The sequence below is a fragment of the Amycolatopsis sp. NPDC051106 genome (assembly GCF_040682775.1).
In the GTDB taxonomy this organism is placed as follows: domain Bacteria; phylum Actinomycetota; class Actinomycetes; order Mycobacteriales; family Pseudonocardiaceae; genus Amycolatopsis.
Genome location: NZ_JBFBBQ010000033.1, coordinates 76665 through 88429 on the forward strand (window position 1 = coordinate 76665; position 11765 = coordinate 88429).

12 protein-coding genes and 1 tRNA gene are annotated in these 11765 nt (G+C 70.5%); 5 read left to right on the forward strand and 8 right to left on the reverse strand.

Annotated elements, in window-relative coordinates:
• Positions 1-38: 38 nt before the first annotated feature.
• Positions 39-929, reverse strand: a complete 891-nt coding sequence (locus AB0M83_RS24365; RefSeq protein ID WP_364520632.1) for an AraC family transcriptional regulator — start codon at positions 927-929, stop codon at positions 39-41.
• A gap of 141 nt (positions 930-1070) precedes the next feature.
• On the opposite strand from AB0M83_RS24365, the gene AB0M83_RS24370 reads away from it, so the two are divergent.
• Positions 1071-2153 carry an aldo/keto reductase gene (locus AB0M83_RS24370; protein ID WP_364520633.1) on the forward strand — a complete coding sequence of 361 codons (1083 nt, stop codon included), beginning with the start codon at positions 1071-1073 and terminating at the stop codon, positions 2151-2153.
• A 31-nt stretch (positions 2154-2184) separates the two neighbouring features.
• Here the strand turns inward: AB0M83_RS24370 and AB0M83_RS24375 are convergent, their stop codons facing one another.
• The gene (locus AB0M83_RS24375) at positions 2185-3102 is read right to left on the reverse strand and encodes a helix-turn-helix domain-containing protein (RefSeq protein ID WP_364520634.1); all 918 of its coding nucleotides are present in this window, start codon (positions 3100-3102) and stop codon (positions 2185-2187) included.
• 70 nt (positions 3103-3172) lie between these two features.
• Between AB0M83_RS24375 and AB0M83_RS24380 the strand changes: the two genes are divergently transcribed.
• A complete protein-coding gene (locus AB0M83_RS24380; protein WP_364520635.1) occupies positions 3173-4120 on the forward strand; it encodes a saccharopine dehydrogenase NADP-binding domain-containing protein in 948 nt (315 codons plus the stop codon).
• Here AB0M83_RS24380 and AB0M83_RS24385 read toward each other — a convergent pair.
• Positions 4113-5039, reverse strand: coding sequence for an AraC family transcriptional regulator (locus AB0M83_RS24385; RefSeq protein ID WP_364520636.1), 927 nt, complete (start codon positions 5037-5039; stop codon positions 4113-4115). The two genes, AB0M83_RS24380 and AB0M83_RS24385, sit on opposite strands and share 8 nt — an antisense overlap.
• 84 nt (positions 5040-5123) lie before the next feature.
• Between AB0M83_RS24385 and AB0M83_RS24390 the strand changes: the two genes are divergently transcribed.
• Positions 5124-5975, forward strand: coding sequence for an NAD(P)H-binding protein (locus AB0M83_RS24390; RefSeq protein ID WP_364520637.1), 852 nt, complete (start codon positions 5124-5126; stop codon positions 5973-5975).
• Positions 5976-6273: 298 nt separating this feature from the next.
• Here AB0M83_RS24390 and AB0M83_RS24395 read toward each other — a convergent pair.
• Positions 6274-6347, reverse strand: a tRNA-Leu gene (locus AB0M83_RS24395).
• 99 nt (positions 6348-6446) lie between these two features.
• On the opposite strand from AB0M83_RS24395, the gene AB0M83_RS24400 reads away from it, so the two are divergent.
• Positions 6447-6668, forward strand: a complete 222-nt coding sequence (locus AB0M83_RS24400) for a DUF3618 domain-containing protein (protein WP_364520638.1) — start codon at positions 6447-6449, stop codon at positions 6666-6668.
• A gap of 2 nt (positions 6669-6670) precedes the next feature.
• Here the strand turns inward: AB0M83_RS24400 and AB0M83_RS24405 are convergent, their stop codons facing one another.
• Entirely contained in the window at positions 6671-7111 is a 441-nt protein-coding gene (locus AB0M83_RS24405) for a hypothetical protein (RefSeq protein WP_364520645.1), read from the reverse strand.
• Positions 7112-7319: 208 nt separating this feature from the next.
• Entirely contained in the window at positions 7320-7919 is a 600-nt protein-coding gene (locus AB0M83_RS24410; protein ID WP_364520639.1) for a TetR/AcrR family transcriptional regulator, read from the reverse strand.
• A 72-nt stretch (positions 7920-7991) separates the two neighbouring features.
• On the opposite strand from AB0M83_RS24410, the gene AB0M83_RS24415 reads away from it, so the two are divergent.
• On the forward strand, positions 7992-9449 hold the full coding sequence (locus AB0M83_RS24415; protein ID WP_364520640.1) for an NAD(P)/FAD-dependent oxidoreductase: 1458 nt from the start codon (positions 7992-7994) through the stop codon (positions 9447-9449).
• Between the two features lie 48 nt (positions 9450-9497).
• On the opposite strand, the gene AB0M83_RS24420 is transcribed toward AB0M83_RS24415, so the two are convergent.
• A complete protein-coding gene (locus AB0M83_RS24420; protein WP_364520641.1) occupies positions 9498-9968 on the reverse strand; it encodes a helix-turn-helix domain-containing protein in 471 nt (156 codons plus the stop codon).
• Positions 9969-10220: 252 nt separating this feature from the next.
• Positions 10221-11765: LCP family protein (locus AB0M83_RS24425; protein WP_364520642.1), on the reverse strand; the 1545-nt coding region annotated here is incomplete at its 5' end.

An 11765-nucleotide genomic window follows, 5' to 3' on the forward strand; every position in this document is an offset into this window, starting at 1 on the left:
CGCACCGGGCCGGCCGCGGGTCTTGAACGGATCGGACCTTACGGAAGCCGCGCGGCCGGGGCGGCGGCCGCGCGCAGCCGCGCCGCGTCCTGGCCGGGCGGGGCGCCGAACAGGCGGCGGTACTCGCGGTTGAACTGCGACGGGCTGTCGTAGCCGACGAGGTGCCCGACGCCCGCGATGTCGCCCGCGTCGGCCAGCAGCAGCGAGCGGGCTTCCTGCAGGCGGATGCGCTTCTGGAACTGCAGCGGGCTCATCGCCGTGACCGCGCGGAAGTGCCGGTGGAACGCCGACGGGCTCAGCCCGCTCAGCTTCGCGAGCTCGTCGACCCGCATCGGTTCGGCGAAGTTCTCGCGGATCCACCGGATCGCACCGTTGATCGAGTGGGATCCGCTGTCGGCCAGGCCGATCTGCCGGACCAGGCCGCCGTGCGGGCCGGTGAGCAGCCGCCAGAGGATCTCCCGCTCGATCAGCGGCGCGAGCACGCGCGCGTCGGCGGGGTGGTCGAGCAGCCGCACCAGCCGGACGACGGCGTCGAGCAGTTCGGGACTCGCGTCACCGGTCGCGATCGGCGACGTCGGCGGGGTGCGCGAGAACCGGCCGGGCGGGGCTTCGAGCAGCAGCGGGGCGATGGCCGCGGGCCGCAGCGCGAGACCCAGCCCCAGGGCCGGCGTCTCCGGCGTCGCGCCGACGAAGTGGCCGGTCACCGGCAGATCGGTGCTGACCAGCAGGTACTGCCCGGCGCGGTACTCGTGCACCTGCTCGCCGAGCAGCAGGCGCTTGCCGCCCTGGGCCATGACGACCAGGAGCGGCTCGGCCAGCGAGTGGTGCGGCTCGCTGGTGTCCACTTCGGACAGCAGCAGGCCCGGGATCGGTGTGCGCAGGTCGGCGCGCGCGTGGGTGGCGACGAGGTCGCGGAGCTCGGTCAGCACTCCTCCAGGAAAGCACACCGGTTTGCCGGAAACAATCGAAGTCGAGAGGATCGTGCAAGAGGTCGCTTCGATCGATCTACCGTTGACCTGGTGCTTCACGGTTTCCTGGTGGTGGTCAATCCGACACCTGAGGAGAGTTCCATGCCACTCGATCACTACGTCACCCTCGGCCGCTCCGGGCTGCGCGTCAGCCCGTTCGCCCTCGGCGCGATGACGTTCGGCGACGACCCCGGCGGCGCGGGGTGCAGCGTCGACGAGTCCGAGAAGATCCTGCAGACCTATCTCGACGCCGGCGGGAACTTCGTCGACACGGCCAACTTCTACACGAACGGCCACTCGGAGAAGATCCTCGGCGACTTCTTCGCGGCGCGGCCGGGCCTGCGCTCGCACGTGGTGCTCGCGTCGAAGTTCTTCGGCAACATGCACCCGGGCGATCCCAACGGCGGCGGCGCGGGCCGCGCGTCGATCATCGCCCAGCTCGACGAGTCCCTGCGGCGGCTGCGGACCGACCACCTCGACCTGTACTGGCTGCACAACTGGGACCGCCACACGCCGATCGAAGAGACCCTCCGCACCCTCGACGACCTCGTGCGCGCGGGCAAGATCCGGTACGTCGGTTTCTCGAACACCCCGGCGTGGGTCACCGCGCAGGCCCAGACGACGGCGCTGCTGCGGGGCTGGACGCCGCTGGTCGCGCTGCAGGTCGAGTACTCGCTGCTGGCGCGGACGGTGGAGGGGGAGCTGGCGCCGTTCGCGCTCGACCAGGGCATCGCGCTGACGCCGTGGAGCCCGCTGAAGAACGGCTTCCTGTCGGGCAAGTACCGGCGTGGCACCGCCACGCCGGACTCCGCGCGCGCGGCGTTCGTGGGCGGTCCGTCCGAAGAGGAGTACGCCGTGATCGACGTCGTCGCTTCGATCGCTTCGGCTTTGGAGACGACTTCGGCGGCTGTTTCCCTGGCGTGGCTGCGGGCGCGGCCCGGGACGGTGGTCCCGATCGTCGGCGCCCGGCGGCTGGAGCACCTGACCGGCAACCTCGCGGGACTGGACGTGACGCTCTCGGCCTCGGACCTGGCGCGCCTGGACGAGGTTTCGGCGCCGACGCTGGACTACCCGGCCCCGATGCACGGCGTCCAGCGCGCGATGCTGCAGTTCGCGGGTGCGACGGTCGACGGCGAACCGTCCACTGTGTACCCACCGCTGCTGCAGAGCGACGCGCGCTACTGACCTTTGTGCACAGCCGAACGGTTGCCGGACCCTAACCGCGGAACGTGCGCCGATAGGTGTCCGGGGGCACGCCGACCGTCCGGTTGAAGTGCCTGCGCAACGTCGTCGCCGTGCCCATGCCGACCGCCGACGCGATCGTGTCCACTGCCGCGTCCGTCTTCTCCAGCAGTTCCTGCGCGCGGCGGATGCGCTGGACCAGCAGCCACTGCAACGGTGTCGTGCCCGTCGCCGCGTGGAAGTGGCGGGTCAGGTGGCGGGTGCTGACCTTGGCCTGGCGGGCCAGGTCCGCCACCGTCAGCGGCTGGTCGAGGCGGGCCGTGATCCACGGGAGCAGCGCCGCGAGGGGGTGGTCGTCGCGGGCGGGGACCGCGGCCGACACGTACTGGGCCTGGCCGCCCGCCCGGTGCGGCGGCACCACCAGCCGGCGGGCGACCGCGTTGGCCGCCGCCGGGCCGTGATCGGCGCGGACCAGGTGCAGGCACAGGTCCATCGCCGCGGCCTTGCCCGCCGACGTCAGCACGCTGCCGTTGTCCACGTACAGCACGTCCGGGTCCACCGTCACCCGCGGGAACCGGGCGGCGAGGACGTCGGTGTGCGCCCAGTGCGTCGTCGCGCGGAGACCGTCCAGCAGGCCCGCCGCGGCCAGCACGAACGCGCCCGTGCAGAGGGACGCCACCCGCGCGCCGGCCGCGTGCGCCGCCCGCACCGCCTCGACCAGGCCGGCCGGCGGGTCCGCGTCGACGTCGGCCCAGCCGGGCACGATCACCGTGCCGGCCCGCGCCAGCCGGTCGAGCCCGTCGTCGGGTTCCAGGATGAAGCGGCCGACCCGCACCGGACTCGAGCCACAGACGGCGAAGTCGTACCGCGGGTCCTCGCCGAACACCTCGGACGCGATCGTCAGCTCGAACGACAGCATCCCGTCGGTGGCGGCCAGCGCGACTGAGTGCATGTCCGAAAGTGTACGCATCAAGTCGTTCCGGACACTGTCGCCGGCGCGGAACCGTCGCGAGGATGGCGTCATGACTTCGGTACTGGTGTACGGCGCCTACGGGCACACAGGGCGTTTCGTCGTGGCCGAGCTGCGCAGACGCGGCTTCGAGCCCGTCCTCTCCGGCCGTGACGCGGCCCGGTTGCCGGGCGGACGGCCGGCTTCGGTCGACGACCCGGCGTCGCTCGATCGCGCGATCGACGGTGTCGCGGCCGTGATCAACTGCGCGGGCCCGTTCGCGGAGACGGCCATCCCGGTCATCGAGGCGGCGGCGCGCGCCGGCGTCCCGTACGTGGACGTCGCGGCCGAGATCGAGGCCAACCTCGACACCTTCGCGCTGGACGTGGACACGGTGGTGGTGCCCGCGATGGCGTTCTTCGGCGGGCTGGGCGACCTGCTGGCCACTGCGGCGATGGGCGACTGGACGGCGGCCGAGGAGGTCCACGTCGCGTACGGGCTGAGCGGGTGGCACCCCACGCCCGGCACCCTCGCGGCCGGCCGGGTGTCCCGGGAACGCCGGGGCGGCAAGCGCATCCGGTTCGCGGACGGCCGGCTGGAGCACCGCGACGACGCGCTGCCGACGCTGGAGTGGACGTTCCCCGAGCCGCTCGGCACCCGGCCGGTGCTCGGCGAGTTCTCGATGGCCGACATCGTGACGATCCCGCGCCACCTGGCGGTTCCGTCCGTGACGTCGTACATGACGGTCGACGCGGCGAAGGGCCTGGCTGCGGCCGGGGAGCGTGATTCGGCCGAGAGTTTCGTGGTCGACGTCGTCGTCCGCTCCGGCGGCGAGGAGCGCCGGGCCGTCGCCCGCGGCGAGGACATCTACGCGGTCAGCGCGCCGCTCGCCGTCGAAGCGGTGGACCGGATCCTGAGTGGACGGACGAAGGCGAAGGGTGCCGCGTCGGCGGGGGAGATCTTCGACGCGCCGGACTTCCTGCGCGCGCTGGCGCCGCACCTCTCGGTCGAACTCAGCTGAGCGCGCCGCCGCGGTAGCCGCCAGGGGTCGTCGCGTACTCGCGCCGAAAGGCTTTGGCGAAGGCGAACGCCGACCCGTACCCGACCGCCGTGGCCACCTGCGCCAGCGGTTTGTCGGTGTCGCGGAGGAGCCGCGCGGCCGTCGTCATCCGCCAGCGGGTGAGGTAGGTCAGCGGCGGCTCGCCGACCAGGGTGGTGAACCGCCGGGCGAACGCGGCCCGCGACAGTCCCGCCGCGGCGCCGAGCTGCGCGACGGTCCACGCCCGGGCCGGATCGCCGTGGATCGCGTCCAGCGCCCGGGCCGTCACGGGGTCCGCGAGGGCGCCCGACCACCCCGGTGCCCCGGCCGTCTCGCTCAGCCACGCACGGAGCATGTAGACGAGCAGGGCGTCGACCAGCGAGGGCGCCACCACGGCGGCCCCGGGCGGGTGCGCGGCGAGTTCGTCGCCGAGGAGCCGGACCAGCGTGCGCAGCCCCGGGTGGTGTCCGGGTTCGGCGGGCAGGTGCATGACCTCGGGCAGGTCCCGCAGCAGCGGGTGCGGCCGGTGCCGCCGCAACCGGTACGCGCCGCAGAGGATCGTCGCGCGGGCACCGGGCCCTGGAAGCGAAACGCGGCCGAAGGGCGTGACCGGCGAAGGCCGGGTGGGCCGGAAGTCGACGAGGGCCGCACCGGGCGCGGAGGTCATGGCGTGCGGAACACCGCGGCCGAGCAGGACGACGTCACCCGCACCAAGCTCGACCGGCTCGAACTCCGGGCCCCCGGGCAGCGGGGTGAGCCACGACGTACCCGCCAGCACGACGTGGAAGGCGGCACCGGTGATGTGGTCGAAGCGCAGGCCCCACGGCGCGTGCGCCTCGGTGTGCGCAGCAACAGGCGTACCGGCGCGCAACGCCCCGAGCACATCCGCGAGCACGTCCACCACTTCACCCTAGCAAGACGCTGGGACAACACAACGCGCTTTTGAGCCATTCACCGTCTCGCCAACCATGCCTAGCTTGAAGAGATGACAGTGTGGATCGAAGGCGCGACAGGCAAGGCCGGCCGACGCGTGGCGCAGGCGCTGACGGCAGCGGGCATACCGGTCCGGGCGGCAAGCCGTCACCCCGGCAAAGCAAGCGGCTCGGTAACCCCGGTGAAGTTCGACTGGTACGACGAAACAACATGGGCCCCGGCGGTGGGCGACGCGGAGGCGCTGTTCCTCAAAGGACTGGACAGCAACGCCGACGCGGCGGCGATCTTCACACGCTTCCTCGCCGCGGTCCCAACGGCACAACGCGTGGTCCTGATGTCCGCCGCGGGAGTAGGCCGAACCCCGGACAACGCACCGCGCCGAGCAGTCGAGCTGGCCATCCAGAGCTCAGGCAGGAGCTGGACGATCCTGCGCCCGAACTGGTTCATGCAGAACTTCGACGAGGACGAGTGGGTCTTCGCCAAGGCACTACGCGAAAGCAACGAGCTGTACGCGGGAAGCGGCGAGGGCCGAGCAGCATTCACGGACACCCGCGACCTGGCAGAAGCGGCGGCAACAGTCCTCACAGAAGAAGGTCACAACGGCCACGCCTACACGATCACAGGCCCAGACTCACTGACATTCGGAGAGGTGGCAGAGGTCTTGGCCAAGACATCAGGCCGCCCCATCCACCACGTAGACGCAACACCGACAGAGCACCGCGCCCACTTCGCAAAGTCCGGCCGCCCGGAAGCATGGGTGAACCACATGCTGCACCTGTTCGAGGAGGTCCGAGCAGGAGCATCCAGCCAGGTCACGAAAGACTTCGAGCACCTGACAGGCAAGAAACCCCGCACCCTGGCGGCCTACGCCGAAGAAAACTGGCAGCCGCAAACCCCAAGCTGACCACGGCGGGGGTCCGGGGGCGAAGCAAACCGGCAGCCAAAGCCCAAAGGCGACCACCCACGGAGGGGGTCCGGGGGCGAAGCAAACCGGCGGCCAAAGTCCAAAGGCGACCACCCACGGCGGGGGTCCGGGGGCGAAGCAAACCGGCAGCCAAAGCCCAAAGGCGACCACCCACGGCGGGGGGTCCGGGGGCGAAGCCCGCCGGGCGGGGTCTGGGGGTTGCACCCCCAGAAAATACGAAGGAGCGAGGGAGACTGGCGTAGGCGCGAAGCGCCAAGCCGGACTCGTGAGCGGATCGTGGGCCCGGAGAGACTCGAACTCTCACTGGCACGGACCTAAACCGTGTGCCTCTGCCAATTGGGCTACGGGCCCGCAGCACTTGGAAGCGTAGCGTGCGGCGTGGCCCCTGCGGCGGGGGTGGGGCGGTCGTCTAAGTTGGGGCTCTGGAAGTCACTGCGGCGAGGAGGACACGTGGCCCGCGATCCCGAGACGATCGAGCGTGAGATCGAGCAGGCCAGGACGGCTTTGGCCGCGACGCTCGATCAGTTGACCGTCAAGGCCGATCCGAAGAAGCTGGCGGAGTCGGCGAAGGACGGCCTGCGTGCCAAGCTGGACAATCCGAAGGTGAAGTTCCCGCTGATCGGCGGGGGCATCCTCGTGCTGGTCCTGTTGGTGCGCAAGCTGCTGAAGTAGCGCTAGGCGCGGGCCTCGGCCGTCTTCTCGGCGGCGGGGGCCGGCTCGGCGGCCGGTTTGCTCTCCTCGACCGCTTTGGGGAGCTGCTTGCTCGGCGGCAGCGCGGGCTTCTTCTCGGCGGCGGCCGGTGCGGTGTCCGGGGCCTTCTCGGTGGTTTGCTGCTTCGGCACGCTGCCGGGCGGCGGGACCTCGAGCGGCGCCTGCTTGGGCAGGGTGAGCCGGGCGGTCATGTATGTCTGGGTGAAGTCCAGTGCGCTGCCGTTGAGCAGGTGGACGACGGTGTTCCGGCCGTCGCCTCCGAGCTCCTCGACCAGCTGGTCGGCCCGGTCGCGCGCGGCGATGATGCCGGGTGCGCGGGCGGTCAGCTCCTTGCCGCGGCCGCTGACCGTGATCGTCCAGTCGGCGTCCTCTTGGACGTACGTCGCCGTGATCGCTTCCACCATCTGCCTCACGCCCCTCTCCTTGCCTACACAACCGTGACGCGGTCTCCGTGATTCCATGACGCCGGTTTCGGAATCGCGCTGCCGCGCCCCCTCTCGGTCGTGAAGGTCCAGCACACTTTCTACCGTGTCTTGAGTACCGTAGAGCAACTCTGTGTCACACGACACGACAGCGCTGAGTAACGACCGAATGGCCTAATGCACGCGCAGGCTACCGTGCACGGCTCTGCAGGCCGCTCCACAGCACGTCCATGGCGTATTCGGTGGCCGTTTCGGGGTTCACCTCATCGTGTCGCTCGCACCAGATCGCGAGGCGTTCGCACGCTCCGACCACGAATTCCGCGGCCGCTTCGGCCCTCAGGTCGTCGCCGCTGTCGAAGTAGCCGCTCATCAGCGCGGCGATCAGGTCGGTCTGCTGGCGCCGGGTTTCCTCGACTTCGTCGGCGGCCGGTGTGCCGATCAAGGCCATCTCGTGGCGCAGCAGCGACCACGCCTCGCGCCGGTCCCGGATGAAGACGAAGAAGGCCAGCAGGCCGCGGCGCAGCGCGTCCTCGGCGGTCGCGGCGCCGACCGTCGCCTGCTCGGTGACTTCGCGCAGGACCGACCGCGACTCGCGGATGCAGGCCAGCAGCAGGCCTTCCTTCGAGTTGAAGTACTCGTAGAGCATCGGCTTGGAGACGCCCACGAGTTCGGCGATCTCGTCCATGGACGCCGCCGCGTAGCCGCGCGCCGAAAACACCTGCTCGGCGACCTCGACCATCTGCCGCATCCGCTCGGCCCGGGGCATGCGCTTGCGTTTCGCGGTGGTCACGGGTGAGACTCTACCGCTAGTAACCTACTCTGAGTAAGATGGACGACGGGTAACAGGAAACCGGGAGGCGCGATGGGCAACCGCACGGAGACCGGGGTCGTGATCGTCGGGACCGGGTTCTCCGGTCTCGGCATGGCGATCCAGCTGCGCAAGGAGGGCCGCGACGACTTCGTCATCCTCGAGAAGGCCCAGGACGTCGGCGGCACGTGGCGGGACAACAGCTACCCCGGGTGCGCCTGCGACATCCCGTCGCACATGTACTCGTTCTCCTTCGAGCAGAACCCGGACTGGTCGCGGGCGTACTCGCCGCAGCCGGAGATCTGGCGCTACATGCGCGAGGTCGCCGACAAGCACGACCTGCGCCGGTTCGTCCGCTTCGGCCAGGAGATGACCGGCGCCCGCTGGGACGCCGAGGAGAACCGCTGGCACGTCGCCACGAGGGGCGGCGACGAGTTCGTGGCGGGCGCGCTGGTCGCCGGGGTCGGGGCGCTGCACCTGCCGCAGATCCCGGAGCTGCCGGGGATCGAGAAGTTCGCCGGTCCGGCGTTCCACTCGGCGCGGTGGCGCCACGACGTCGACCTGAAGGGCAAGAAGGTCGCCGTGATCGGCACCGGCGCCAGCGCCGTCCAGTTCGTGCCGAAGATCGCGCCCGAGGTGGGGGAGCTGACGCTGTTCCAGCGCACGCCGCCGTGGATCATGCCGAAGGCCGACCACGAGATGTCCGGGCGCACTCGCGCGTTGTTCAAGGCGTTCCCGCCGGCCCAGCGCGCCTACCGGAACGTCCTGTACTGGCTGCTCGAGGCGCGGGCGATCGGCTTCAACGGCCAGTCGTGGGTGATGAAGCTCGGGCAGCGCCTGGCCAAGCGCAACATCGACCGCGCGATCACCGACCCGGTGCTGCGGCGCAAGGTCACCCCGGACTACACGATGGGCTGCAAGCGCGTGCTCATCTCCAACGACTACTACCCGGCGCTGGCCCGGGACAACGTCGAGGTCGTCACCGACGGCGTGCGCGAGGTCCGGGAGCGCAGCGTCGTCGACGCCGCGGGTGTCGAGCACGAGGCCGACGTCATCGTCTACGGCACCGGCTTCCACGTCACCGACGCCTTCGACGACCTGGAGATCGTCGGGCGCGAGGGGCGCAACCTGGGCAAGGAGTGGGCGACCGAGGGGATGCGGACGCACCTCGGGATCACCGTCGCCGGCTTCCCGAACCTGTTCTTCCTGCTCGGCCCGAACACCGGCCTCGGGCACAACTCCGTCGTGTTCATGATCGAGGCGCAGATCTCCTACGTCGCCGAGGCGCTGCGGCTGGCCCGCGGGCGGGCCATCGAGCCGAAGCCCGAGGTGCAGGAGCGGTTCAACGGCGACATCCAGCGCAAGCTGGCGAAGGGGATCTGGACGCGCGGGGGCTGCAAGAGCTGGTACCTGGACGCGAAGGGCGTCAACCGGACGATCTGGCCGGGCTTCACCTGGCGGTACTGGCTGGACACGCGGAAGGTGCGCCGCGAGGACTTCCTCCTCGGCTGACCCGGGCGGGTCCCCACCGGCGGAGGAGGCCGGTGGGGACCGCGGGGATCAGCGGGAGACGTAGCGGCGGAGGCGGCCGATCAGGTCGACGGTCGGCAGCTCGCACAGTTCGGCCATGCGCTCCAGCGCCGGCAGGTCGAGCGCGACCTCGCCGGCCCCGTGCTCACCGGCCTGGCGCAGCCGGTCCTCGGCCCAGCGGCGCAGCGGCAGCAGCTCGGGGGAGGCGTCGGCGACGACCTTGCGCAGGTCGACGCGGACCCGGCCGGGCTCGTCGACGAACACGCGGCGGTGCACCTTGGCCAGCAGGTCCTGGGGCAGCTCGTCCATCGCGACGCACAGCTCGACCAGGCGCACCACGGAACACTGTCTGGTGCCCAGTTCGTAGGTGGCCAGCGTCTGCAGCGAGATCTCGCTCTGCAGGTGCTGGTTCAGCTCCTTGCGCGTCCACCCTCGGCTGCGCCTGAGCTTGCGGAGCTCGTCTCCGAGAATCCGCTGGTAGTCCTCGGCGTCGATCAGCACATCAATGTCCCCTGCCGTGCTCTCCCGCGGCACCCTCACGGCGGTGACAACTTTCCCGTGCAGGTGCACCCTCACAAGTATGTAAGTGCGCAGGAGCCCGGCCCTTACGCGATTCCGGGCATGTCTTTGATACCGATTGCGCGAGTTAGGCCGAACGGGTTAACGACAGGGGGTCCGGTCTGCAAATTGCACTTTGCAGGCCCCAAAATCGGTGTCAGTGTCCCTGATGGACGGTCGCAAAACCGGCGGTCCTCAGTTGACGCAGGGGACGCCTTCGGCGGTGATCGGCTTGTCCTCGTCCGCGACCGGCGGCGGAGCGGCCGAAGAGGACGACGAACCCGCGGCCGCGCCGGAACCGGCGGCCGTGCCGGAGCTCGGGCCTTCGTAGTCCGAGCCGAGGAACACCATCACGTGTCCCGCCCGGACGCTCTTGTCCTCCTGGATCGTCGGCGAGCCGCCGAGCGCGTCCGCGACGGCCTGGCCCTTGTCCTTGCCACCCTTGGGGACCCAGATGACCGTCGTCTTGCGCGAGGCCGAGTTCGCCGTGTCGCCGGAGGTGAAACCCTTGCCCTCCAGGGTCTTGGCGACGCTCGCGGCCAGGCCGGTCTTGCCGGAGGCGTTGCGGACGTCGACCGTGGTCGCCTTGTTCGCGGGGTCGGCCTGCTGCGCCGGCGGGGCCGCCTGGCCCGGCTGCGGCCCGGCGAGGCTCTGCACGAACTGCTTCACCTCGGCCGGGTCGACCTGGATGGCGACGCCGTCCTCGGGGGTCTTGTACTCGATGTTCTTCACCGGGATGGTGCGGAACTCGAGCTGGCCGCCGGTCAGGCCCTTCATCTGCTGGGCGAACCCGAAGATGTCCCAGTTCTGGTTGAGCACGACCGACTTCTTGATGGCGTCGATCAGGTCGGACAGCTTGCCGGGGTTGGTCAGCGTGCCGGCCGAGAGCACCTTGCGGGCCATGCCGGCCATGAACACCTGCTGGCGGACGACCCGGTCGAGGTCGCCGTTGGGCAGGCCGTGGCGCTGCCGGACGAACTCGAGCGCCTCGACGCCGGAGATCGTGTGCTGCCCCTTGGTGAAGTTCGCGCCGGAGTACTGGTCCTTGACGTTGTTGTTGAGGCAGACGTCGACGCCGCCGATGGCCTTCGTGATGTCGCTGAAGCCGAGCAGGTTGACCGCGGCGTAGTTGTCGATGGTCGACCCGGTGAGCTTCTCGATGGTTTCGATGAGCTCTTTCGCCCCGGCCTGGTTGGCCTTGACGTCGAGCTCCTTCGGGTCGGTGACGCCTTGCTTCTGCAGGTCCTTGCGGGCCTGCAGCATCGCCCGGGCGTAAGCGGAGTTGATCTTGTGCTTGCCGTAGCCGGGGATGTCGACGTAGGAGTCGCGCGGCAGCGACATCGCGACGGCCTTGCTGCCGTCGTTCGGGATGTGCACGAAGATCAGCGAGTCGGTGTTGAGCTCGCCGTCGGCGTCGCCGGCGCGCAGCTCGTCGAGCACCTCGCGCGAGAGCGGGTTGCCCTGGGCGTCGGTCCGGCTGTCGAGGCCGACGAGCAGGATGTCGCGGGCGCCGTCGGCGGGCTTGTCGCCACCGCCGCCGTCACTGATCACGTTCGCGTAGTTCAGCCCGTTGACCAGGCCCTGCATGGCGGCCCACGCGTACCCGGTCAGGCCCATCACCAGCAGCGACACCACGGCCAGCGCGATCTTCGCGCCGCGGAAGGAGTTGCGGCGGGCCCGCGCGGCCGGCCGCGGCTGGGGACGACGCGGCGGCGGCGCGGCGCGGCGCGCGTCGACCGG